Here is a 23,873-nt window from a genome sequence, read left to right as displayed (position 1 = left end):
TAAATCATAGCCGGGCACTGCCCGGCTTTTTTACACCGGAAGAAAATGATGACCACCGCTACGCCACTGAATTTACAGGTGCGCCCGATTGTTGCGGCCGATAATCCGCTGATTGCGCAAGTGATCCGTGATGTCTCCGCAGAGTTTGGCCTGACCGCCGACAAAGGCTACACCGTGTCCGATCCGAATCTGGATCGCCTGTTCGAGTTGTACAGCGAAGCGAACAGCGCTTACTGGATCGTCGAGCATGAGGGACGTGTTGTGGGCGGCGGCGGCGTGGCACCTTTGGCGTGTAGCGCACCGGACATCTGCGAATTGCAGAAGATGTACTTCCTGCCCCAAGTGCGCGGTTTAGGGCTGGCGCGTACGCTGGCGTTGCGGGCGATGGAGTATGCGCGTCAGCAGGGTTTCCGTCGCTGCTATCTGGAAACCACCGGCACGCTAACCCGCGCGATTAAGCTGTATGAGTCATTGGGTTTTGAGCTGATCGACAGCGCGATGGGCTGTACCGGGCACGGCGATTGTGAAGTGCGGATGCTGAAAGTGTTGTGATGTAAAAGCGGTGCGCAGATTTGCGCACCCAACTTAGTAAGCAGGCACACCGCTGTGGAAACGCAACTCACCATCCGGCTCGCTGATTAAGCGCGCTTCCGCTACACCAAACGCCTGCACGCGCGGTGTAATATCCTTCGCTGAAATCTGTTCCGCCAGCTTCAAATAATCCTGATAGTGACGCGCTTCAGAACGCAGCAGCGAAATATAGAACTTCTGCAGCTGTTCATCCAGATACGGCGCCAGGCTGGCAAAACGCTCGCAGGATCGCGCTTCGATATAGGCCCCGCAAATCAGCTTATCCACCAGCGCTTCAGGTTCAAACGTACGGATTTCACGAATCAGCCCTTTGGCATAGCGGCTGGCAGTGATTTTGCGATACGGCAAACCACGCGACTGCATGATTTCCCACACCTGATAAAAATGATGCAGCTCTTCTTTGATCAGCAGAATCATCATCTCGACCAAATCATCCGCCCACGGCAGTTCGTTACGCACAATGATGCTCTTGGTCAGATTTTTATGCGCGTTAATGAAGTTGCTGTCTGGCTCTTCACGGTAGATGAAATCTTCGTACGGCTTGAGCCACGCCAGAATGGCATCGCCACTGGGTTTATCGGCTACATACTTACGAATGATAAATACTGCGGTTTGTGCCGCTTTTAACTCGCACACCATGTGATCGGTTAACAGCAGCGTCAGGTTTTCCGGCTTGCGCGCTTCGTCAATCCACGCTTGTGGCGTGCGGCAGTGCAGGAATTCATAAATGGGTTCTAACAGGGGAGCGTAATTCATCGGCGTTCTTTATCTGGCGGGGAAGTGGTTCTGGGCGGCGAGCGCCGCCCGTTTAAGACTTAGTGACGCACACCGTCGTCTTCTTCGTCGTCGATGAAATCACCATCGTCGTCTTCATCTTCCGCGTCCGGGTCTTCGAAGTAAGTGCCCCAGCCGTCGTAATCGACGTTGAACTTACCGGCCAGATTCACCAGTTGCTCAACTTGTGCATCAATCAGCTCTGGCTTCAATGCGCCTTCGCTCAGGATATCCACACACATCACCGTGCCGCCCTCTTCCAGCTCCAGCTCTTCTGGCTCACTCACTTCAAAGCCCAGTTTGAAAGCCTCAACCGCGACTTTCTCCAGTGAGTCGAAGTTGTTGCAAGAGAGGTGATGCTCGATAGTGTAAAGCGCATCCGGATCGCTGCCGTCTTCCAGCAACTCTTCAATGATCAGGCGGGTTTCTTCGCGCTGTTCTTCCAGCAATGCTTCATATGCCATGTGCGTGTCCTCAAAATGTTCGACGTGAATGCAATTATTTTCCCACACTGCCTCGCGCGCCACTACACAAAACGGAAAGTTTCTTAACGTCGGGGTTGAAAATGCATATTCATACGGTTAGATTGAATTTTAATTCATTATTAGTCCCCATCTGGAGCGCTGTATGAGTCAGCTGTATTCGAGACACTTCCTGAGATTGCTGGATTTCACCCCTGCTGAAATCGCCAACCTGTTAAGTCTGGCAGGTGAATTAAAACACGCTAAGAAAAATGCTACCGAAACGCAGTACCTGAAAGGCAAGAATATCGCGCTCATCTTCGAAAAAGACTCGACCCGTACCCGATGCTCTTTCGAAGTTGCCGCATACGATCAGGGCGCTAACGTGACTTATCTCGGCCCAAGCGGCAGCCAAATCGGCCATAAAGAGTCAATGAAAGACACCGCGCGCGTATTAGGCCGCATGTATGATGGCATTCAGTATCGTGGCTTCGGCCAGGAATTGGTGGAAACGCTGGCGGAATTTGCCGGTGTGCCGGTGTGGAACGGATTGACCACGGAATTCCACCCGACGCAGTTGCTGGCAGATTTGCTCACCATGCAAGAACATCTGCCAGGTAAACCATTGAGCGATATGACGTTGGTATATGTGGGTGACGCACGTAACAACATGGGCAACAGCATGCTGGAAGCGGCAGCTCTGGTAGGGCTGGACCTGCGCCTGGTGGCACCGAAGGGTTGCTGGCCGGAAGAGCAGTTGGTTGAACAGTGTCGCGTTGCAGCACAGAAAACCGGTGGCAAAATCACCCTGACCGAAGAGATTGCCGAGGGCGTACAAGGTGCGGATTTCATCTACACTGATGTGTGGGTGTCGATGGGTGAAGCGAAATCGGTATGGGAAGAGCGTATCGCCCTGCTGCGTCCGTATCAGGTAAACAGCGTGATGCTGGCGCTGACCGGCAATCCACAGGTGAAATTCCTGCACTGCCTGCCCGCCTTCCATGATGATCAAACCACGCTGGGCCGTCAGATGGCTGAACAGTATGGTCTGAAAGACGGCATGGAAGTGAGTAACGAGGTGTTTGAATCGGCGCACAGCATTGTTTTCGATCAGGCCGAAAACCGCATGCATACCATCAAAGCGGTGATGGTCGCTACGCTGGGTAACCCATAAAGCAAACGTTTACCTTGCGGCGATTTCTGCTTGATGCAAATCAGTGAATGCGTATAATGCGCCACAATTTGCCGGAGGAAACATGCAACAGCGCAGCGCACAATTTGCCGCTCTACCCCGCCTGACCACAGGCGATGCCGCTGTTTCTTTCCGTCAACCATTGATCGTAAAAAAAAGCCCCTTAAGCAGGGGCTTTTTTTTGTCCGCAATCCGGCAGCGCAGAGGAGAACGCTATGGCCAACCCGCTATATCGCAAGCACATTATTTCCATTAACGATCTCAACCGCGAAGAACTGGAGCTGGTGTTACACACCGCTGCCCAGCTCAAGGCTCATCCCCAGCCGGAACTGCTGAAGCACAACGTGATCGCCAGCTGCTTCTTTGAAGCCTCGACGCGCACCCGCCTGTCGTTTGAAACCGCTATGCATCGTTTGGGTGCTTCAGTGGTGGGCTTCGCCGACGGCAGCAATACCTCGCTGGGTAAGAAAGGCGAAACGCTGGCCGACACCATTTCGGTGATCAGCACTTATGTCGATGCGATTGTGATGCGTCATCCGCAGGAAGGCGCCGCGCGCCTGGCGACTGAATTCTCCAGCGGCATTCCAATTCTCAATGCCGGTGACGGTGCCAACCAGCACCCGACGCAAACCCTGCTGGATCTGTTCACCATTCGTGAAACTCAGAGTCGCCTCGACAACCTGAATGTGGCGATGGTCGGTGACCTAAAATATGGCCGTACCGTGCACTCGCTGACCCAGGCGCTGGCGAAATTCACCGGCAACCGTTTCTACTTTATTGCGCCGGATGCGCTGGCGATGCCGGCCTACATCACCGATATGCTGGATGAGCAGAACATAGTCTGGACGCGCCACGACACCATCGAAGAAGTGATGCCGGAACTCGACATCCTGTATATGACCCGTGTGCAGAAAGAGCGTCTCGATCCGTCTGAGTACGCCAACGTCAAAGCACAGTTCATCCTGCGCGCGGCCGATTTAGCCGGCGCACGCGACAACATGAAAGTGCTGCATCCGTTGCCGCGTATTGATGAGATCACCACTGACGTAGATAGCACGCCGCACGCCTGGTATTTCCAGCAGGCGGGCAACGGCATCTTCGCCCGCCAGGCTTTGCTGGCACTGGTACTGAATAGCGAACTGGCCCTGTAAGGAGAAATCGATGACTCACGATAATAAATTGCAGGTTGAAGCCATCAAGCGTGGCACGGTAATCGACCATATTCCTGCGCAGGTCGGTTTTAAATTACTGTCGCTGTTTCGCCTGACCGAGACCGACCAGCGCATCACCATTGGACTGAATCTGCCTTCAGGTGAGATGGGGCGCAAGGATTTGATTAAGATCGAGAATACCTTCCTGACCGATGATCAGATTAACCAGCTGGCGGTGTATGCGCCTCACGCCACGGTTAACCGCATTGATGAATACGAAGTGGTGGCGAAAATCGCCCCAACCTTACCGGATCGTGTCGAGCGTGTGCTGACCTGCCCGAACAGCAACTGCATTAGCCGCAGTGAGCCAGTATTCAGCAGCTTCGCGGTGAAACAGCGTGACGATGATGTGCACCTGAAGTGCAAATATTGCGAGAAAGAGTTCGCGCGCCACGTGGTGCTCGGTCACTGGTAATCGTGCTTATCGTCCCTATAATGGGGCGAACCAATACGCGGCTGACAAAGGTCGGCTGCGCACTTTTAAGGAGAAACAATGTCTCGCGAAATCAGCACAGAAAAAGCACCCGCAGCAATTGGCCCTTATGTGCAGGGCGTGGATCTCGGCAGCATGATCATCACTTCAGGCCAGATTCCTGTTGATCCGGCGATCGGTGCCGTGGCAGATGATGTGTCTGCGCAGGCGCGTCAGTCACTGGAGAACGTGAAGGCGATCGTGGAAGCCGCTGGCCTGAAAGTGGGCGACATTGTGAAAACCACCGTGTTCGTGAAAGATTTGAACGACTTCGCCACCGTTAACGCTACTTACGAAGCCTTCTTTACCGAGCACAACGCCAGCTTCCCGGCACGTTCTTGTGTGGAAGTCGCGCGTCTGCCGAAAGATGTGAAGATCGAGATTGAGGCCATTGCCGTACGTCGTTAAGTAAAGCAATGCGCAATAAATTGCGCCGCTACAAATTTGTGCTCAACTGTAGCGGCGCGATGAGTGTGCTAGAACATCACCTTAGCGACATCAATGCATGGCGTGCTCTTCACCCCCGTAGCGACGTAATTCCATGGTGTGCCATCCCCTCGTAGCGGCGTGATTGATCGCGCATCCGTTTATTTAGACGACCTCAGCAGCTTCTCTAGCGGCCTGACCAGCGCCAGCACGGTTTCATCCTGCACCTCGGCAGCGGCATCCAGTTTGGCATGCATCTCGGCCACTTCGCTGGCACCGTACGCCTGATTACGCTGCATCGCATTGACCAAATCGATGCCCATGCGGCTCAGTTGCGCCACCTGCTGAACCTGCTGCTGCAGCGGCTTGAGCTGATAGCTGCTCAGAATCAGCGGCATCACCGCGTCACTGTTGTTCTGCCAGCGCTGTAACTGCTGACGAATAACGTTGGCCGCCATGCGATCCTCACGGTTGGCGATCAGTGCATCGACTTGTTTATCCAGTAACCGCACCGGTTCGCTTTCGGCAGGCAGTACATCCGCCAGACGATTGAGCGGCTCGAAATAGTCATAGTGCCCTGCCTGGAATTTCAGGTGCTGACGCGTGTAATACTGCGCCGGTTCCAGCACCTCTGCCAGCACGCGCAGCGGCGTGATATCGCTGGTGTTGGCCAGTCGCATCATCTGCACCTCCGCCTGCTGATGCTGCTGTAATCCCACCGACACCGTGCCCCAGCGATCCACCGCGTTTAAGCGTTGGTACATGTTGTCGCTGTCGGTGACATCCTTCGCCGACCACAGACGCTCAGCCACCACAAAGGCACGCGGCCATAAACGCGTATCAATTACCCGGCTGTTGACGTTTTCCGCCCACAGCGCTGCTTCACCGCCAATCAGGTTGTTTTGCATTTGCTCAGGCGTTGGCACTGAAGGCTGAATACCAGTCGGCACCTGTGCCAGCTTGCTGCCCTCAGCGGGATAGCGCACATTGCCCACCAGCATATAACCGGTCAGTTTGTCCTGCGTCAGAGTGACCATTGGCTGAAACGGCCCCATCCAGGTATCCACGCTAAAGGTCAGCTGCGTGGGCGACAGCCAGCGAATATCACTCACCATACGCCGCCCTTTGCCGCTGAAATCAATAAAGCCACGCCAGCCGTTTTTAGCTTCCACCAGAGTGAAACTGCCTTTGACCGGGCTGCCCTTCAAACGCGGCATGGTGAACTGCCAGCTCTGCGCCTGCTCGTCGGCTTGAATCTGATCCTGACCCTGGAGTCCCTGCGGCCAGGGCTCGTTGCGGTAGTGGTAGGCTGCGGTTTGCGGTTGATCGAGATAGAAACCGGTTGAGAGAATGCCACGGAAATCGTGCTTCGCCACCTCACCTAACGCATCCTGCCCCTGCCAGGACTGGATCAAAATGCTGTTCGGCAGGTCCGGATGGTAAACCTCATCCCAGCCAATCATCCGGCGCTGATGCGCTTCCAGGATCTTCTCCACTCGCTGATTGAACCACGCCTGTAATGCGTGCGTGTCCTTCAGGCCATGGTCGCGCATAAACTGCTGAATCTTCGGCGAGTCGTTCCATTGGGTCGGATCCACTTCATCGCCGCCGATATGGATATAAGGATCGGGGAAGATCGCCGTAACCTCGCCCATTAGCGTATCGATGAAGGTGAAGACCGCTTCGTTGCTGGGATCGAGCAGCGGTTTAAACACGCCCCAGCCGCGTTCCATCTGGTACGGGCCCGGCGCACTGAGCAGCTCTGGCATCGCCACTGCAATCGCCGATGCGTGCCCCGGCACATCAATTTCCGGCACCACGCGCACGCCGCGCTGGGTGGCATAACGCACCACATCACGCATCTGTTGCTGCGTGTAGTAAAGGCCGTCGCTGGCCTTCTCCTGCAACTGCGGATAGTGGCTGGAGGCAAATCTCCAGCCCTGATCATCGGTCAGATGCCAGTGGAATACGTTCATTCGCGCTGCGGCGATACCGTCGATCTGCCGCTTCACCGTTTCAATCGGCAGGAAGTGGCGTGCCGAATCGATCAGCACCCCGCGCCACGGGAAGCGTGGTTTATCGTCAATGATGACGTAGGGGACCTGCGTTCCCGTCTCATTATTCTCAATCAACTGCAGCAGTGTCTCCATGCCGCGCATCGCACCGAAACGCGTGTTGGCTTTTAGCGTCACGCCGCCGCTGTTGACCTCAAGATGATAGCTCTCATCGCTGTCCGGTTGTGGCAAGGGATCCACTGCCTGGGCAATTTGTACCTGAATGGTGGCCTGATCGCTCGGCGCACTGGCGGGCAGCAGCGGCCAACCGGTTTGACGTGAAATGCGCGCACGCCAGCGCGCTTCAGCCCCCTCCAGATGATCGCCCGTAATATGCAGCGTGAATTGCGGTGTCAGCGTCAATGCGCCGCCGCTGGCAGGCTGCACCACTTTTTGCGGCCAGGGCATTAAAGGCAGATCAGAGGCGGGGGCGGCAACAGCGGAAAAAGTCAGGGATAAACAACAGGCGAGCAGCGTTCGTTGCAGAGGCATGTAAGGCATCCTTGTGAATAATGACGGGCCAAAAATAGGCAAAAAAACCATTAAACCTGCTTCGCATCGCAAATCAAGTTGCACGAGGTCGAAGTTTGGGCGGCTTAAAACTTTTGAAGTTTAGTCCGCTTAACCATTGTGCGGCTTTCAAACTTCGTTATGCCTTCTTTGCGGCAGGTCAAAAACAGCGCGATTAATTTCAGCCAAAACACCACATATAGCGATTACACTCTCCACAAATACCCATATATAGTTTCACGGAGAAGAAATGGCGACGGTGGTAATTAAGCGTGACGGCTGCAGAGTGCCGTTTGAAGCGCGGCGTATCGCGCTGGCGGTGCAGGCGGCGGCGCGAGCTGCACAAATAGAGGATGCGAGCTGGTGTACTCAGGTCGCTGAACAAGTGAGCCAGCGACTGTCCGATCGCATTGAGGTCGATATCCGTGACATCCAGTGTGCGGTGGAAGAGACGCTGATGGCCGGGCGCTGGCCGCAGCTGGCGCGCGCCTATATCGAATATCGCCATGACCGTGATTTAGCCCGTGAACAGCGTGGCAAACTGCATCACGCGATTCGTGGCCTGGTTGAACAGACCAATGCCGCGTTGCTCAACGAAAACGCCAACAAAGACAGCAAAGTGATCCCCACCCAGCGCGATTTGCTGGCAGGCATCGTTGCCAAACATTATGCCCAACAGCAGCTGCTGCCGCGTGATGTGGTACTGGCGCATGAGCGCGGTGAGATCCACTATCACGATCTCGACTATTCGCCATTTTTCCCGATGTTTAACTGCATGTTGATCGATCTTCAGGGCATGTTGAACAACGGCTTTAAGATGGGCAATGCCGAAATCGAGCCGCCGAAATCCATTGCCACCGCGACGGCGGTGACGGCGCAGATCATTGCGCAGGTCGCCAGCCATATTTACGGTGGTACCACCATCAACCGCATTGATGAAGTGCTGGCGCCGTTTGTGACTCTCAGCCTTGAAAAGCATCGTGCGGTGGCAGTGGAATGGCAGATCCCGGATGCGGAAGCCTATGCGCGCGTGCGCACGGAGAAAGAGTGCTATGACGCATTCCAGTCTCTGGAATATGAGGTCAACACGCTGCACACCGCCAACGGGCAGACGCCGTTTGTCACCTTTGGCTTTGGTCTTGGCACCGATTGGGCCGCGCGCCTGATTCAGCAGTCGATTCTGCGTAATCGCATCGCAGGGTTGGGGAAAAACCATAAAACTGCGGTGTTCCCGAAACTGGTATTTGCCATCCGCGAAGGGGTGAATCGTCGTCCCGGTGATTTTAACTACGACATCAAGCAGCTGGCGCTGGAGTGTGCCAGCAAGCGCATGTATCCCGACATTCTCAATTACGACAAGGTGGTAGAAGTCACCGGTTCGTTCAAAACCCCGATGGGCTGCCGCAGCTTCCTCGGCGTGTATGAGGAAAACGGTAAGCAGATTCACGAAGGGCGAAACAATATTGGGGTGATAAGCCTGAACCTGCCGCGCATTGCACTGGAAGCCAAAGGCAATGAAGCTCATTTCTGGCTGCTGCTGGATGAACGGCTTGAACTGGCTAAACGGGCATTGATGACGCGCATCGCCCGGCTGGAGAAAACCAAAGCACGCGTAGCGCCGATTCTCTACATGGAGGGCGCGTGTGGCGTACGTTTGAACGCTGATGACGAAGTCGGCGCGATTTTCCGCAACGGCCGTGCTTCGATCTCGCTCGGCTACATCGGCCTGCATGAAACGCTGAACGCGCTGAGCGGCAATGAAGTCCATCCGTATGATGCGCAGCACCTGCGGGAAAAAGGCGTGGCGATTGTGAAGCGACTGCGTGCTGCTGTGGATGCGTGGAAAGACGAGACCGGCTACGGTTTTAGCCTGTACAGCACGCCAAGCGAGAATCTCTGCGATCGCTTCTGTCGTCTCGATGCCGCCGAATTTGGTGTGGTGCCGGGCGTCACCGACAAAGGCTACTACACCAACAGCTTCCATCTCGACGTCGAAAAGAAAGTGAATCCCTACGACAAGATCGACTTTGAAGCGCCCTACCCGGCCATCGCCAATGGCGGCTTCATCTGTTACGGCGAATACCCCAATATTCAACACAACCTCAAGGCGCTGGAGGATGTGTGGGATTACAGCTATCACCGCGTGCCCTATTACGGCACCAATACGCCCATCGATGAGTGCTACGAATGCGGCTTTACGGGTGAATTCAGTTGCACCAGCAAAGGCTTTACCTGCCCGAGCTGTGGTAACCACGATCCGGCTCGCGTCTCCGTCACGCGCCGCGTCTGTGGTTATCTGGGCAGCCCCGATGCGCGCCCCTTTAATGCCGGCAAGCAGGAAGAAGTACAGCGTCGCGTTAAACATCTGGATACCGGACAGTTAGGATGATGCGTATTCATCGCTATTACGCCGTCGATATCGTCAACGGGCCGGGCACGCGCTGCACGCTGTTTGTTGCCGGGTGCGAGCATCAGTGTCGCGGCTGCTACAACCAAAGTACCTGGCGGCTCGATTCCGGCGTACCGTTCACGTTGGAGATGGAGGAGCAGCTGATTGCCGATCTCAAGGATCAGCGCATTCCGCGCCAGGGGTTGTCGCTCAGCGGTGGTGATCCCCTGCATCCGCACAATGTGCCGCACATCCGTCGTCTGGTGAAACGCGTGCGGCGTGAATGCCCGGACAAAGATATCTGGCTGTGGACCGGCTATGAGATGGCGGAACTGAGCGCGGCACAGCGTGAAGTGGTGGATGAAATTGATGTGCTGATCGACGGGCGGTTTGTGGAAGCGGAGAAAGATGCGCGGCTGCTATGGCGCGGCAGCCGCAATCAGAAGATCTGGTATTTACGTCAGCCACAGGGCGATCGTACCGAGGATCATACCGCTCAGCGCCACGCCAATCAGCGCGATCCACAGCGCGCGCGCCGGGAAGGCACGGTGCAGCATCAGTAGCGATGGCACACTCACGGCGGGTAAGGTTACCAGCAGCGCCAGCGCAGGCGCGATCCCCATGCCCGCCAGCATCATGGTCTGTACAATGGGAATTTCTGCAGCGGTGGGAATGACAAACAAACAGCCCGCTATCGCCATCAGCATCACCCAAAACAGCGTGTTGCCCACTGCGCCATCGGCATGCGGGAACAGCCAGACTCGCGCAGCACCCAATAACAGCACGGCAACGATATACAGCGGGATGGTGTTCCAGAACAGTCGCCACATCACGCGCAGCCAGCGAGTCAGAAACGGCTGCTCGCTGTCGGCAGCCATCACCATGGGCGCGGCAATGGTTTGTTCTGGCACGCTACGCTGCACCAGCGATGCAATGCCTGGCACCATGATCACGCCCGCCACCAGCCGAATCGCCGCGAAGTGCCAACCCAGCACAAATCCCATAAAGATTAGCGTGGCGGGATTTAATAGCGGATTGGCCAGCCAAAAGGCCATCGCCGCCCCGCTGGATACCTGCGACTGACGCAAACCCGCCGCCACCGGCGCGGCACAACAGGTGCACATCATCCCCGGCAAGCCTAAACCGGTGCCGATCAGCGTCGATCCAAACCGCGAGTTGCCCATCAGGCGCAGCAGCCAGTTGCGTGGGATCAGCACCTGTACCAGCGATCCCAAAATCACACCCAGCACTGCGGCTTTCCAGACGGCGAGGAAGTAAACCATCGCGTAATCCAGCGCCGCGCGCCACGGTGAATCCGCGGCATTCGCCAAAATGGATATGCCGATTGAATGGGTTTCAGCCGCTGTGAAGGCTTTGCCGTAATAGGGCTGCCATTTGACGTACCACAGGCCAATGACGACGACGGCGAGGAACAGCAAGGGTTTCCACCATGCGAAGCGCGCCGCTGGTGCAGAAGATGCAAGTTGGGTCATAGCAGATTCCGTATTCTACAGAATAACGAATGCCGCACCGGGAAGTGAGGCGGTTAATCCATAGTGTTATTCAGGTTATTGGAATCTGCTACGCAAAGTTAGCGTAAGTTTGATCGGGCGCGGAAAATTAACTTTCGCCGGTTTTATCGCGCTGCCAAAGGATTTTTTTGCCGAAGCCCAGCGCGTTGTCAGTCATCTTCAGCTCATCCAACATAATCTCCCACAAGGGTGCCTGAACCTTGCGGGCAATCGGATAACGTTTCTGGTAGGCATGCCGCGCCTGCGCTTCACGCTCTCCAGTAAGCTGCTGAATACGGCCACTGTACTGCACGCCTTTGATTAGCAACACGGTTTTCGGCTGGCCGTTAACCGTCCCCGCCACGCGCGGATTAGCTTGCATAAGGGTGCCGTGTCGCGTATCGGGTTCGGTCATCAACCAAAACGCCATTCGTGTTTCATCCAGCACGTAAAAGCAGTTGGCACACCACAGATCGTCGCCATGACTGGCGCACAATGACAGGGCACGCTGTTTTTTAAGAAAACGAATAAGATGAGAATGGTCAGACACAATGCAACTCCATGTGGCAGATAGCGAGGCTAGCCTAAGCGCGCTACACTGCCCAACAGCCATTGAACAGGAAAAGTCATATGCAACAGGGCTGGCAGCTCTATATGCTGCAAACCGCCGCCGGGATGCTTTATACAGGCATTACCACAGATGTTCATCGCCGCCTGCAGCAGCATCAATCCGGGAAAGGTGCGCGCGCATTGCGTGGCAAGGGTCCGCTGACGCTGGTGTTTAACTGTGATGCCGGCGATCGCGCAGCCGCTTCGCGCCTGGAATATCAGGTGAAGCAGCTCAGTCGCACGCAAAAGCTGCTGCTGGTATCGCAGCAGCCTTCATGCCTGAATGCGTGGTTTAATCGAAACGATTAAAAGGTTCGGAGAAAGCGATTAATCCTTCTGCGCCCGTAAATGCATCATCCGCTAATTTATAGACCTGAAATGCCGCTTCACTGCCCAGCCAGCGACAGTGCAAGCCGTGACGTGCCGCCGGTTCGAAGCCCAACGGGTTGTAGAATTCGGGATCGCCCAAGACCACCACCGCGCTGTAGCTGAACTCGTTCAGGGAATCGAGCCCTTCATACACCAGCTGTTTGGCAATGCCCTGCTCGCGCACGGATTCATCCACCGCCAGAGGCGCCAGCGCCACCCAATTGCGGTCTTCACCTTGTAAGGTCACCGGGCTAAAGGCGGCATAACCTAATACCTGCCCTTCATCATCCGTGGCCACTACACCTAGCGTTAATAAACCATCTTCACGCAGCTGCTGCACCAGTTCAGCCTCGGCGGAGGTCGCAAAACTACGCTTCAATAAGCTGTCGATGCCCGCCGCATCCACACCAATTTCAGTACGAATCAACATGAGATCCCCGCGCGCGCCTCAGCGGCCTCCGCGTCCTGTTTCATTCCTGCCTCAACAAAGGCAGCCAGCTGCTGCAACCCCGTGCGCAAAGGCGTGGGCATGGCCTCCAGTTCAATGGCATCCATCAAATTCTTCACCTCCAAACCCAGCTCCGTGTCGCCCTCAATCACCAGACGGCGTTGGAAGAACAACATATCGGGGTCTGCTTTGCGTGCTGCCACCAGCAACAAGTCGTTGGCTTCACCGCGGAACCAGACATCTGCCTCGGCGTCGCGTGAAACGGTCAGGCGTCCATTCTGCAAGGTGGTGATCCAGCGCAGATTCACATCTGCAATCTCAATCCCAAGAAAGCGCCCTTCCAGAAAGTCTAACTCACCTTCAGACAAAGCATGACGAAATTGCCAGTTTAAGAGTTGTTGCAAAACCACTTTTTTTACAGGGAATGGGGTGAATGAAATAGGTAAGGCAAGGAATTCTGGGCCTTTTTTCACCATCAGGCCGCGTAAGCGCGAAAACATCATCAACAATCCCTTCAGAAAATTTTACCTATATTGCCACATCCAGGCGCCCTCGCCTCCACTGAGATCAAGGAAATTGCGGAACAATTGATTAAATAATCTTCACTCTGCATGCTGACTGACGCTTTCACTGCCTTAAATCAACATTCACGCCTGTCGCCTTCCCTACACTTTAACGCTTCGGAATTCGGGGGAGGAAATGTATGGAACTGCTGTGTCCAGCGGGGAATTTACCTGCGCTGAAATCGGCGGTGGAGCATGGCGCCGATGCAGTGTATGTCGGTCTGAAAGACGACACCAATGCCCGCCACTTTGCTGGCCTTAATTTTACTGACAAGAAGCTGGCAGAAGCGGCGCGCTTCCTGCACCAGCATCGCCGCAAGCTGCACGTGGCCATCAACACCTTTGCCCATCCTGACGGCATCAATCGCTGGCAAACCGCGATTGATGTGGCGGCACAAAACGGTGCTGATGCCTTGATTCTCGCCGATATCGCCACGCTGGAATATGCCGCGCAGCGCTATCCGCAGGTAGAACGCCACCTTTCGGTGCAGGCTTCGGCCACCAATCTGCAGGCCATCCACTTTTACCATCGCCATTTCAATCTCAGCCGCGTGGTGTTGCCGCGCGTGCTGTCGATGCATCAGGTTAAACAGCTGGCACGTGAAACGCCGGTCCCACTCGAAGTGTTTGCCTTTGGCAGCCTGTGCATTATGGCCGAAGGTCGCTGTTATCTCTCCTCCTGGCTAACGGGTGAATCACCGAACAGTGCAGGAGCCTGCTCACCGGCAAAATTCGTGCGCTGGCAGCAAACGCCGCAAGGGATGGAATCGCGCCTCAATGAAGTGCTGATCGATCGTTACGGCGCTGATGAAAGCGCCGGCTACCCCACGCTGTGCAAGGGGCGCTATGAAGTGGATGATCAGCGCTATCACGTGCTGGAAGAGCCCACCAGCCTGAACACCTTATCGCTGTTACCTGAACTGCTGCGCGCCAATATCGCCTCGGTGAAAATTGAGGGTCGCCAGCGCAGTCCGGCTTATGTGGCACAGGTGGCAAAAGTGTGGCGCCAGGCGATTGATCGCTGTATGGCCTCGCCCGAGGAATTCGCGGTGCAGGAACCCTGGATGCGCGCGTTGGGCGAACTTTCTGAAGGTAGCCAGACCACGCTCGGTGCCTATCACCGCAGCTGGCAGTGAGGAGATGCTATGAAATATGCCATCGGGCCGGTGCTGTGGTACTGGCCAACGGAAACGCTGGAACACTTTTATCAGCAGGCTGCCGTCAGCTCTGCTGACATCATCTACCTCGGCGAAGCGGTATGCAGTAAACGTCGTGCAACCTCATTCCAGCAATGGATGGAATTAGCACGCCAACTGGCACAACATGGCAAACAGGTCGTGCTCAGCACGCTGGCGCTGTTGCAGTCGCCTTCGGAAGTCAAAGAGCTGCGGCGCTATGTGGAGAACGGTGAGTTTTTGCTGGAAGCCAACGACATCGGCACCGTTAACATGGCAGCCGAACGTAAGCTGCCGTTTGTCGCCGGGCCGACGCTTAATGTCTACAACGCGCAAACGCTACAGCTGCTGCTCAAAGAGGGTATGACGCGCTGGTGTTTACCGGTCGAGATGTCGCGCGACTGGCTGATTCAACTGTTGCAGCAGTGCGATGCCGCTGGCCTGCGCGACAAGTTTGAAGTGGAGGTATTGGGCTATGGCCATCTGCCGCTGGCGCTGTCGGCACGCTGCTTTACCGCCCGTTCCGAAAATCGCGCCAAAGATGACTGTCAGACTTGCTGTATTCACTATCCCACTGGCCGCCGCGTGCTGTCGCAGGAGGGCCAACAGGTGTTTGTGTTGAATGGCATCCAGACCATGAGCGGCTACTGCTATAACCTTGGTAACGATTTGGCCGGCATGCATAACTGGATCGACATCGTACGCCTCTCGCCGCAGGATGAAACCACGCTAACAGAGGTTGCTCGCTTCCGTGCGAACGAGGCCGGTGAAGCGCCGCTGATGATGGCGCGCGGCAGTGAATGCAACGGTTACTGGCGTCGTTTGGCGGGTATGGCGCTTGAAGGCGGACGGTAAAGGCACGTTCCGGCTATATTCCTGCTGTTAATAGCAGTTTTAATATGGGTAATGATGCGTAATACTGACTGGCGCAGGTCTGATAACACCTGCGCCATCATTATCTGGAGTGCCCATGTCTGAGAAAAAAAACGTTCGCCTGTCCGTGCTGGATCTTGCACCTATCCCGCAAGGTTCTGCTGCGCGCGAAGCTTTCCACAATTCGCTGGCGCTGGCGCGTCAATCTGAAGCCCTTGGTTTCCATCGTTACTGGCTCGCTGAGCACCACAACATGACCGGTATCGCCAGTGCGGCAACCTCGGTGTTGATTGGCTATCTGGCCGCGAATACCGAAACTCTGCGCCTCGGATCTGGCGGTATTATGCTGCCCAACCACGCACCACTGGTGATCGCTGAACAGTTTGGTACGCTCGAATCCTTATACCCTGGCCGTATTGATTTAGGGCTGGGCCGTGCGCCAGGCTCCGACCAGCGCACCATGCTCGCGCTGCGCCGCCACCTCTCCAGCGCCCAGGCGGACAGCTTCCCGGAAGATGTAGCAGAACTGATTCGTTGGTTTGATGCCGAAGAGGGTGAGCATCCTCCGGTACAACCGGTACCGGGTTTAGGCTTAAAAATTCCAGTCTGGTTATTGGGTTCCAGCCTCTACAGCGCACAACTGGCCGCACAGCTCGGCTTGCCGTTCGCCTTTGCTTCCCACTTTGCACCGGACCTGTTGTTCCAGGCTTTGCATCTCTATCGTGAGAAATTCAAGCCTTCTGCGCGTCTGGCGAAACCTTATGCCATGGTGTGCGTCAACGTGGTCGCGGCGGATAGCGAGCGCGATGCGCGCTTCCTGTTTACCTCGATGCAGCAGCAGTTTATTAATCTGCGCCGGGGCAAACCGGGCCCGCTGCCAGCTCCTGTCGAAAACATGGATAACCTCTGGTCACCATCAGAGCAGTACGGTGTACAGCAGGCGTTGAGCATGTCGATTGTCGGTGACAGCGATAAAGTGCGTCAGGGGCTGGCTGCGCTGATGCGCGAAACGCAGGCCGATGAAATCATGGTTAATGGCCAGATTTTCGACCCGCAAGCCCGTCTGCGTTCCTTCGCACTGGCGATGGAAGCGGCACGCTCGCTGTAACGTTTACTGCTGTGGGGTCAATCCTTCTGGCCCCACAGCCACCATACGCACATCACGAGCCGGCGATTGCCCGTAAAAACGGCTGTATTCACGGCTAAACTGCGAAGCGCTCTGATACCCCACGCGATACCCTGCGGTTCCCGCATCTAACTTATCAATCAACATCAAACGCCGCGCTTCATTAAGGCGCAGCTGCTTTTGATACTGCATTGGTGTCATGGCCGTGACCGATTTGAAATGATGGTGCAGCGACGAAATACTCATGCCCACGCTACTGGCCAGCTGATCCATCTTGAGCGGCTGATGAAAGTTTTCACGTAGCCAGCGTGCCGCGCGCGCCACTTTGTTGCCCGGCCGCTCCGTCAACGCCATGTTGAGGATGCGGGGTCCTTCCGGCCCGGTAAGGAGTCGATAGAAAATCTCTTGCTCAATTAACGGTGCCAGCGCCGGAATATCCTGGGGCTGATCCAACAGCTCAATCAGGCGGATCACGGCATCGACCAGGGGCGGCGCCACTTTGTGTACCGTAATCCCACGTTCATTGGTTACCGTTGCGCCAATCTGCTGCAGCGGGAAATGTTCGAGGTAGTGCATCAGGCGCGTTTCATTGATGGTGATCCCGACGCCCAGATTCGGTTTCTCCTCCGTGGCCTGCACCACGCAGGATTGCACCGGCATATCCAGCGTCACTAGCAGCAGATCGCCCGGTCCGTAATGCATCACGTCTTCACCCATGCGCAATGCTTTTTGCCCTTGCGCCACCAGTGCAAAACTGGCCCAGGTGGCAATGTGCGACAGGCTCGTGGGTTTGGAGCTTCGGCCAAAAGAGAGAAAATCGATGGGGCTGAAGTGGCGGCCATCTTCCGGGGTATGGCGAGCGATCATCGCCACCAACTGCTGCCACTGTTCCTGATGAATCATGCGTTGCGCACTCCGTGATGAGTGATCACTGTCTCCGCATTCTCGCCTTTCGCTCGCGTGACGCCTAGTCCCTGCACAACACATTTGCAGGATTGTGCAAAAAGCTTGCAGGATTGCGCTACCGCAAAATTGTATGGACAGCGCATGCTTACCCTTCCCCGAATTCTCAGGTGGAGAGACACAATGAAAGCACTTGAAGGCAAAATCGCGCTGGTGACGGGCGCCTCGAAAGGCATTGGCGCCGCCATTGCTATGACTTTCGCAGCGGCCGGCGCTCGCGTCATTGTTAATTACCGCCAGGATGAAGCGGGTGCGGCAGATGTGGTTGCGGATATCTGCGAGCTGGGCAGCGATGCCATTGCGGTACAAGCAGATATCTCTCGCGAGGCCGATGTGCAGCGTTTATTCGCGCGCAGCATCGAGCAGTTTGGCGCGCCGGATATCGTGGTCAACAATGCCGGTATTTTCCATCATGGCGATTTCGCCGAACTCAGCCTCAGTGAAATGCAGCAGCAGCTCAATGTAAATGTATTGGGCACGTTACTGGTCTGCCAGCAGGCGGCGAAACATTTCCCGGCTCGCGGGGGCACCATCATTAACTTGAGCGCCCTTAACAGCCAACGCAGCACACCGGGATCGGTGTTATGGGCAGCAACCAAAGGGGCAATTGATACCTTAACGCAGGGCCTGGCTCGTGAATTGGGGCCACGTAATATTCGCGTCAATGCGCTGGCACCAGGAATCATCCTGACCGAAGGTTTACTGGCAGCGAAGAAGATGAATCCGGATGTCAAAGCGAAGCTGATCGCTGCTACGCCGTTGGGACGGTTTGGTCTGCCGGAAGATGTGGCGCAGGTTGCCCTGTTTCTGGCATCAGAAGAGTCAGCCTACGTCAGTGGAGAGCGGGTGTTAATTGCCGGCGGCGTGTAACGTTTAATTTACGAACATAAAAAAAGGGACGCAGCGGCGTCCCTTTTTACTATTTAGCGTTTTATCGCTTACGCGTCACGACGACGTGGTGCAGAAGCACCTTCTGGACGTGGGCCACGACCGCCTTCACGGTTGAAGCGTCCGCCTTCACGGCCACCTTCACGACGTTCAGAGAAGCGACGTGGTGCACCTTCGCCACGCGGAGCGCCATTACCACGACGCTCACCATCACGACCGCCTGGACGACGTTCGCTACGCTCGAACGCAGGAGCATCACCCATCAACTGCATGTTCATCGGCTTGTTCAGGATGCGCGTGCGAGTGAAGTGCTGCAGAACTTCGCCCGGCATACCTTTAGGCAGCTCGATGGTTGAGTGCGTACCAAACAGCTTGATGTTACCGATGTAACGGCTGCTGATGTCGCCTTCGTTAGCGATCGCGCCCACGATATGGCGAACTTCAACACCATCATCACGGCCCACTTCAATGCGGTACAGCTGCATTTCGCCAACGTCACGACGTTCGCGACGTGGAGCGCCATCACGGTCACCGCGGCTTTCGCGTGGACCACGTGAGTCACGTGAATCACGACGATCATCGCGGTCGCGGAACTCACGACGTGGTGGGCGTGGTGCTTCTGGTGGCAGAATCAGTGGACGTTCGCCCTGTGCCATTTTCAGCAGTGCTGCGGCCAGTGTTTCGAGATCCAGATCTTCGCCCGGCTGCATTTTGCTCAGCAGTGCACGGTACATATCCAGATCGCTGCTTTCCAGCTGCAGCTGTACTTTGGCGGCGAATTTAGCCAGACGGCGCTCGCTCAGCAGTTCTGCATTTGGCAGTTCAACTTCTGGAATAGTCAACTTCATGGTGCGTTCGATGTTACGCAGCAGACGACGCTCGCGGTTCTCAACGAACAGCAGCGCACGGCCAGCACGACCCGCACGACCGGTACGACCGATACGGTGAACGTAAGACTCAGCATCCATTGGGATGTCATAGTTAACAACCAGGCTGATACGCTCAACGTCCAGACCACGTGCTGCAACGTCGGTCGCGATCAGGATATCCAGACGACCATCTTTCAGGCGCTCCAGTGTCTGCTCACGCAGAGCCTGGTTCATGTCACCGTTCAGTGCTGCGCTGTTATAGCCGCTGCGCTCCAGCGCTTCAGCCACTTCCAGCGTAGCGTTTTTGGTACGCACGAAGATGATGGCAGCATCAAAGTCTTCCGCTTCCAGGAAACGCACCAGCGCGTCAGTTTTACGGCCATAAGCGGTCCAGTAAGACTGAGAAATGTCAGGACGCGTGGTCAGGCTTGACTGAATGCGCACTTCCTGTGGATCTTTCATGAAGCGTTTGGTGATACGACGAATCGCTTCTGGCATGGTCGCTGAGAACAGCGCGGTCTGATGACCGTCTGGGATCTGCGCCATGATGGTTTCAACGTCTTCGATGAAGCCCATACGCAGCATTTCATCAGCTTCGTCCAGCACCAGGCCGCGCAGGTTAGACAGATCTAACGTGCCGCGTTTCAGGTGATCCAGCAGACGACCAGGCGTACCTACGACAACCTGTGGTCCCTGGCGCAGTGCGCGCAGCTGAACGTCATAGCGCTGGCCGCCGTACAGGGCAACCACGTTCACGCCACGCATGTGTTTAGAGAATTCCGTCATGGCTTCAGCAACCTGAACAGCCAGTTCACGGGTTGGAGCCAGCACCAGGATCTGTGGTGCGCGGACAGATGGATCAATGTTGTTCAGTAACGGCAGGGAGAATGCCGCTGTTTTACCACTCCCGGTCTGCGCCATACCCAGCACATCACGGCCCGCCAGCAGGTGAGGAATACACTCAGCCTGGATTGGAGATGGCTTTTCGTAGCCCATACCGTTCAGTGATTCGAGGATGTCAGAGTTCAGGCCAAGGTCAGAAAAAGTGGTTTGAATATCAGTCATGTAGTACACGTGCCTCTTAGATTGCGGCGGCCAGTCTACATAACTCGTCGTGAAAATTTTCAGTCATTTTCATCAAAAAGTGTGAACCGGCTCAAATTAGAAGTTTTGACGAACAGAAAAGCCCTCACCTCGAAGATGATGACTTTACAAGTATTCAGGCAATAAAAGTTCGTCAGCTATTGCTGGTCAGATTCTGATAAATCGTCTTGTGTCTGGCCGAGTTGCGCCAGTTCCAACAATGCGTATCGGTGCTCAACAAAGTTGTTAACATTGTTAGCGACCGCCAGTTTGAACAACGCTTTCGCGTCGTCCTTCTCCCCCAGACTTAGGTAGTACTTACCTAAATAGAAGTTGGTTTCACTGAGATGTTCAGCGAGCGAGGTGTTATCCGTTGCGTCCGCCTTGAGACGTTCCATCAGCGTTTTTTCACTGATGTCGCCAAGGTAGAACTCGACAATATTCCATCCCCATTGGTCCCGGACCGCTTTGTCATGTCGCTGTCTCAGCGTGACTTTGGCCTTGTCGGCATCCATATCGCTTTCAACGAGATAGAGCCAAAGGCTGCGGAAAGGATCGTTAGGATCGTCTTGATAAAACGCCAGCAGATCATCTTGCGCTAACTTGTATCGACCGCCGTAATAGAGGGCGATACCACGGTTTAAATGCGCATAGTTGTAAGTTGGATCAAGCTCAAGTACAGAATCAAACGCTTCATAGGCAGCATCAAAATTGCCTGCCTGCGTTAAGTATATACCGAGGTAGTTAAACACCTCAGGCATATCCGGTCTTATAGACAGCGCTTGCGAGAAATCGTTCCGCGCTAATGCCCTCAGACCCAAACTATCATACAACACTCCGCGCTCATATAATAGCTGTGCGCGTTCATCATCGGTCAGAGCACGACTGGCAAGAATTTGTTCCATTCGCGCCAGGATCACCTCTTGCTGCAGTGTGGGCTGCAAAGGTACTGCCAGAACTTCGTTCTTACGCCAATTGGAGTTGCTGCATCCTGCCAGCGTGATAGCTGTCGCAACAAAACACCAGCGCAAAAAAGGCTTCATTTCCCACTCCCGAATACAAACATTGGGATAACCATCCTGTCATCCGCCTGCTGTGCACAAGGATTCCCGCCCTCGCGATGATCCAAATACCTCTCCCCGAAAAGCAGGGAGAGGCCAATCAGTAAACGCTTACTCGGCGTCAGATGCATTCGTTGCAGCAGGGGTTTCTTCCGCTGGTTTCTGCTCTGTCGCTTCTTTGATGCTCAGGCGTACGCGGCCCTGACGGTCCACTTCCATTACTTTCACTGGAACTTCCTGACCCATCTGCAGATAGTCGGTCACTTTCTCAACACGCTTATCAGCGATCTGAGAGATATGGACCAGACCCTCTTTACCGCCGCCGATTGCCACGAAGGCACCGAAATCAACGATACGCGTCACTTTACCAGAGTAGATACGACCCACTTCGATTTCAGCGGTGATCTCTTCAATACGACGAATCGCTTCTTTCGCTTTGTTGCCGTCGGTTGCTGCAATCTTCACAGTGCCATCATCTTCAATTTCGATGGTGGTGCCGGTTTCTTCGGTCAGCGCACGGATAACAGAACCGCCTTTACCGATAACATCTTTGATCTTGTCTGAGCTGATCTTGATGGTATAGATACGTGGTGCGAACTCAGAAATTTCCTGACGTGGGGTGCTGATGGCCTGCTCCATCACGCTCAGGATGTGCAGACGCGCGCCCTTAGCCTGATTCAGTGCAACCTGCATGATCTCACGGGTGATACCTTCAATTTTGATATCCATCTGCAACGCAGTGATACCGTCGCGGCTGCCAGCTACTTTGAAGTCCATATCGCCGAGGTGATCTTCATCGCCCAGGATGTCAGACAGAACCACGAAGTTCTCGTCTTCTTTGACCAGACCCATCGCGATACCGGCTACGGCTGCTTTGATCGGTACGCCTGCGTCCATCAGTGCCAGAGAAGCACCACACACAGAAGCCATTGAAGAAGAACCGTTAGATTCGGTGATTTCTGACACCACACGGACGGTGTACGGGAACTCTTCCTGCTTCGGCATCACTGCCAGCACGCCACGCTTCGCCAGACGACCGTGACCAATTTCACGACGCTTCGGTGAGCCAACCATGCCGGTTTCGCCCACTGAGTATGGAGGGAAGTTATAGTGGAACAGGAAGCTATCAGTACGCTCGCCCATCAGCTCATCCAGGTTCTGCGCATCACGGGCGGTACCCAGTGTTGCGGTAACCAGTGCCTGCGTTTCACCACGGGTGAACAGAGAAGAACCGTGAGTACGTGGCAGCACGCCAGTACGTACATCCAGACCACGGATCATATCTTTTTCGCGGCCATCGATACGTGGCTCACCACGGATGATACGGCTACGCACGACGCTCTTCTCGAGATCGTGAACGATGTCAGCGATTTCGCCAGCATCCAGCGTTTCGTCTTCAGCCTGAAGGGCAGCGATAGTCGCGTCTTTAACTGCGCCAACCTGAGTGTAACGCTCTTGCTTATCAGTGATGCGGTAAGCATCAGCAATACCGGCTTCTGCCAGTGCAGCAACACGTGCAATCAGTGCATCGTTCGCTGGCTCTGGCTGCCAGTCCCAACGTGGTTTGCCTGCTTCAGCAACCAGTGCGTTGATGTTTTCGATAACAACCTGCTGCTGATCGTGGCCGAACACCACCGCGCCCAGCATCTGGTCTTCGGTCAGTACTTCTGCTTCAGATTCAACCATCAGAACCGCGTTCTGCGTACCTGCAACCACCAGGTCCAGACGTGAAGTTTTGATTTCATCAGCGGTTGGGTTCAGAACGTACTGGTCATTGATATAACCCACACGTGCTGCACCGATTGGGCCGTTGAATGGCAGGCCTGACAGCGCCAGCGCGGCAGATGCGCCGATCATCGCAACAATGTCCGGGTTAACCTGTGGGTTAACAGACACAACGGTCGCAATAACCTGCACTTCGTTGATGAAACCTTCCGGGAACAGTGGACGCACTGGACGGTCAATCAGACGAGAAATCAGGGTTTCGCCTTCGCTTGGACGGCCTTCACGACGGAAGAAGCTACCCGGGATACGACCAGCAGCGTAAGTACGCTCCTGATAGTTAACCGTCAGCGGGAAGAAATCCTGACCTGGTTTGGTTTTTTTCTGGCCAACAACAGTCACGAATACCGCGGTGTCGTCCATGCTCGCCATAACTGCTGCAGTGGCCTGGCGCGCCATCATGCCGGTTTCCAGCGTGACGGTATGCTGACCATATTGGAATTTGCGTACGATCGGGTTCAGCAAAATTTAAG

General features: G+C 55.2%; 23 protein-coding genes and 1 pseudogene. 12 read left to right on the top strand and 12 right to left on the bottom strand.

All coding sequences use genetic code 11. The features are described 5' to 3' along the window. Positions 1–45 precede the first annotated feature (45 nt). Positions 46–552, top strand: a complete 507-nt coding sequence (locus FD744_RS13970; RefSeq protein WP_373424402.1) for a GNAT family N-acetyltransferase — start codon at positions 46–48, stop codon at positions 550–552. A gap of 33 nt (positions 553–585) precedes the next feature. Here the strand turns inward: FD744_RS13970 and FD744_RS13965 are convergent, their stop codons facing one another. After that, positions 586–1,347, bottom strand: a complete 762-nt coding sequence (locus FD744_RS13965; protein WP_160868500.1) for a tRNA-(ms[2]io[6]A)-hydroxylase — start codon at positions 1,345–1,347, stop codon at positions 586–588. 59 nt (positions 1,348–1,406) lie between these two features. Beyond that, entirely contained in the window at positions 1,407–1,829 is a 423-nt protein-coding gene (rraB, locus tag FD744_RS13960; RefSeq protein WP_034826466.1) for a ribonuclease E inhibitor RraB, read from the bottom strand. 163 nt (positions 1,830–1,992) lie between these two features. Between rraB and argF the strand changes: the two genes are divergently transcribed. The 4 genes from argF to ridA all read left to right on the top strand — a co-directional run bounded on the left by argF (position 1,993) and on the right by ridA (position 5,109). After that, on the top strand, positions 1,993–3,000 hold the full coding sequence (gene argF, locus FD744_RS13955; protein ID WP_160868499.1) for an ornithine carbamoyltransferase: 1,008 nt from the start codon (positions 1,993–1,995) through the stop codon (positions 2,998–3,000). Positions 3,001–3,233: 233 nt separating this feature from the next. Further along, positions 3,234–4,169 carry an aspartate carbamoyltransferase gene (gene pyrB / locus FD744_RS13950; RefSeq protein ID WP_034826472.1) on the top strand — a complete coding sequence of 312 codons (936 nt, stop codon included), beginning with the start codon at positions 3,234–3,236 and terminating at the stop codon, positions 4,167–4,169. Between the two features lie 10 nt (positions 4,170–4,179). Beyond that, entirely contained in the window at positions 4,180–4,644 is a 465-nt protein-coding gene (gene pyrI / locus FD744_RS13945; RefSeq protein WP_034826475.1) for an aspartate carbamoyltransferase regulatory subunit, read from the top strand. Positions 4,645–4,722: 78 nt separating this feature from the next. Continuing rightward, positions 4,723–5,109 (top strand): 2-iminobutanoate/2-iminopropanoate deaminase, encoded by a 387-nt coding sequence (gene ridA, locus FD744_RS13940; RefSeq protein ID WP_160868498.1) that lies wholly within the window; start codon positions 4,723–4,725, stop codon positions 5,107–5,109. A 179-nt stretch (positions 5,110–5,288) separates the two neighbouring features. On the opposite strand, the gene FD744_RS13935 is transcribed toward ridA, so the two are convergent. Further along, positions 5,289–7,673 carry a beta-N-acetylhexosaminidase gene (locus FD744_RS13935; protein ID WP_160868497.1) on the bottom strand — a complete coding sequence of 795 codons (2,385 nt, stop codon included), beginning with the start codon at positions 7,671–7,673 and terminating at the stop codon, positions 5,289–5,291. A 268-nt stretch (positions 7,674–7,941) separates the two neighbouring features. On the opposite strand from FD744_RS13935, the gene nrdD reads away from it, so the two are divergent. After that, the gene (gene nrdD, locus FD744_RS13930) at positions 7,942–10,080 is read left to right on the top strand and encodes an anaerobic ribonucleoside-triphosphate reductase (RefSeq protein WP_160868496.1); all 2,139 of its coding nucleotides are present in this window, start codon (positions 7,942–7,944) and stop codon (positions 10,078–10,080) included. After that, positions 10,077–10,541: pseudogene (gene nrdG, locus FD744_RS13925) on the top strand (anaerobic ribonucleoside-triphosphate reductase-activating protein); the annotation flags it as partial. The gene nrdD and the pseudogene nrdG, both read left to right, overlap by 4 nt. Here nrdG and FD744_RS13920 read toward each other — a convergent pair. Continuing rightward, on the bottom strand, positions 10,536–11,573 hold the full coding sequence (locus FD744_RS13920) for a permease (protein ID WP_160833912.1): 1,038 nt from the start codon (positions 11,571–11,573) through the stop codon (positions 10,536–10,538). The pseudogene nrdG and the gene FD744_RS13920 overlap by 6 nt on opposite strands. Positions 11,574–11,700: 127 nt before the next feature. After that, the gene (locus FD744_RS13915; RefSeq protein WP_058959439.1) at positions 11,701–12,141 is read right to left on the bottom strand and encodes a YhbP family protein; all 441 of its coding nucleotides are present in this window, start codon (positions 12,139–12,141) and stop codon (positions 11,701–11,703) included. Positions 12,142–12,221: 80 nt separating this feature from the next. On the opposite strand from FD744_RS13915, the gene FD744_RS13910 reads away from it, so the two are divergent. Then, the gene (locus FD744_RS13910) at positions 12,222–12,509 is read left to right on the top strand and encodes a GIY-YIG nuclease family protein (RefSeq protein ID WP_034826490.1); all 288 of its coding nucleotides are present in this window, start codon (positions 12,222–12,224) and stop codon (positions 12,507–12,509) included. On the opposite strand, the gene FD744_RS13905 is transcribed toward FD744_RS13910, so the two are convergent. After that, the gene (locus FD744_RS13905; protein WP_160868494.1) at positions 12,493–12,999 is read right to left on the bottom strand and encodes a GNAT family N-acetyltransferase; all 507 of its coding nucleotides are present in this window, start codon (positions 12,997–12,999) and stop codon (positions 12,493–12,495) included. The two genes, FD744_RS13910 and FD744_RS13905, sit on opposite strands and share 17 nt — an antisense overlap. Beyond that, positions 12,993–13,517, bottom strand: a complete 525-nt coding sequence (locus FD744_RS13900; protein WP_160868564.1) for an SCP2 domain-containing protein — start codon at positions 13,515–13,517, stop codon at positions 12,993–12,995. The genes FD744_RS13905 and FD744_RS13900 overlap by 7 nt, the downstream gene beginning before the upstream one ends. A 203-nt stretch (positions 13,518–13,720) precedes the next feature. Here FD744_RS13900 and FD744_RS13895 point away from each other — a divergent pair, with 203 nt between their 5' ends. The 3 genes from FD744_RS13895 (at position 13,721) to FD744_RS13885 (ending at position 16,736) form a co-directional block, all read left to right on the top strand. Then, on the top strand, positions 13,721–14,716 hold the full coding sequence (locus FD744_RS13895) for a peptidase U32 family protein (protein WP_160868493.1): 996 nt from the start codon (positions 13,721–13,723) through the stop codon (positions 14,714–14,716). A 9-nt stretch (positions 14,717–14,725) separates the two neighbouring features. Then, positions 14,726–15,610, top strand: a complete 885-nt coding sequence (locus FD744_RS13890; RefSeq protein ID WP_160868492.1) for a U32 family peptidase — start codon at positions 14,726–14,728, stop codon at positions 15,608–15,610. Positions 15,611–15,725: 115 nt separating this feature from the next. After that, the gene (locus FD744_RS13885) at positions 15,726–16,736 is read left to right on the top strand and encodes a luciferase-like monooxygenase (protein ID WP_034826498.1); all 1,011 of its coding nucleotides are present in this window, start codon (positions 15,726–15,728) and stop codon (positions 16,734–16,736) included. Positions 16,737–16,739: 3 nt separating this feature from the next. On the opposite strand, the gene FD744_RS13880 is transcribed toward FD744_RS13885, so the two are convergent. Further along, positions 16,740–17,657 (bottom strand): AraC family transcriptional regulator, encoded by a 918-nt coding sequence (locus tag FD744_RS13880; protein ID WP_160868491.1) that lies wholly within the window; start codon positions 17,655–17,657, stop codon positions 16,740–16,742. A 183-nt stretch (positions 17,658–17,840) separates the two neighbouring features. Here FD744_RS13880 and FD744_RS13875 point away from each other — a divergent pair, with 183 nt between their 5' ends. Continuing rightward, entirely contained in the window at positions 17,841–18,587 is a 747-nt protein-coding gene (locus FD744_RS13875) for an SDR family NAD(P)-dependent oxidoreductase (RefSeq protein ID WP_034826502.1), read from the top strand. A gap of 68 nt (positions 18,588–18,655) precedes the next feature. On the opposite strand, the gene FD744_RS13870 is transcribed toward FD744_RS13875, so the two are convergent. The 4 genes from FD744_RS13870 to pnp all read right to left on the bottom strand — a co-directional run bounded on the left by FD744_RS13870 (position 18,656) and on the right by pnp (position 23,865). Beyond that, positions 18,656–20,539, bottom strand: coding sequence for a DEAD/DEAH family ATP-dependent RNA helicase (locus tag FD744_RS13870; RefSeq protein WP_160868490.1), 1,884 nt, complete (start codon positions 20,537–20,539; stop codon positions 18,656–18,658). 16 nt (positions 20,540–20,555) lie between these two features. Further along, positions 20,556–20,612: a protein YrbN gene (yrbN, locus tag FD744_RS25975; protein ID WP_100229640.1), complete on the bottom strand. Its 57-nt coding sequence runs from the start codon at positions 20,610–20,612 to the stop codon at positions 20,556–20,558. A 103-nt stretch (positions 20,613–20,715) separates the two neighbouring features. Then, positions 20,716–21,600: a lipoprotein NlpI gene (nlpI, locus tag FD744_RS13860; protein WP_008104288.1), complete on the bottom strand. Its 885-nt coding sequence runs from the start codon at positions 21,598–21,600 to the stop codon at positions 20,716–20,718. Positions 21,601–21,729: 129 nt separating this feature from the next. Beyond that, on the bottom strand, positions 21,730–23,865 hold the full coding sequence (gene pnp / locus FD744_RS13855) for a polyribonucleotide nucleotidyltransferase (protein ID WP_097118208.1): 2,136 nt from the start codon (positions 23,863–23,865) through the stop codon (positions 21,730–21,732). Positions 23,866–23,873: the final 8 nt, after the last annotated feature.

The sequence above is a fragment of the Pantoea sp. Taur genome (assembly GCF_009830025.1).
In the GTDB taxonomy this organism is placed as follows: domain Bacteria; phylum Pseudomonadota; class Gammaproteobacteria; order Enterobacterales; family Enterobacteriaceae; genus Pantoea; species Pantoea communis.
Note: the sequence above shows the minus strand (reverse complement) of the source record. Positions and strands in the feature narration are given on the sequence as shown.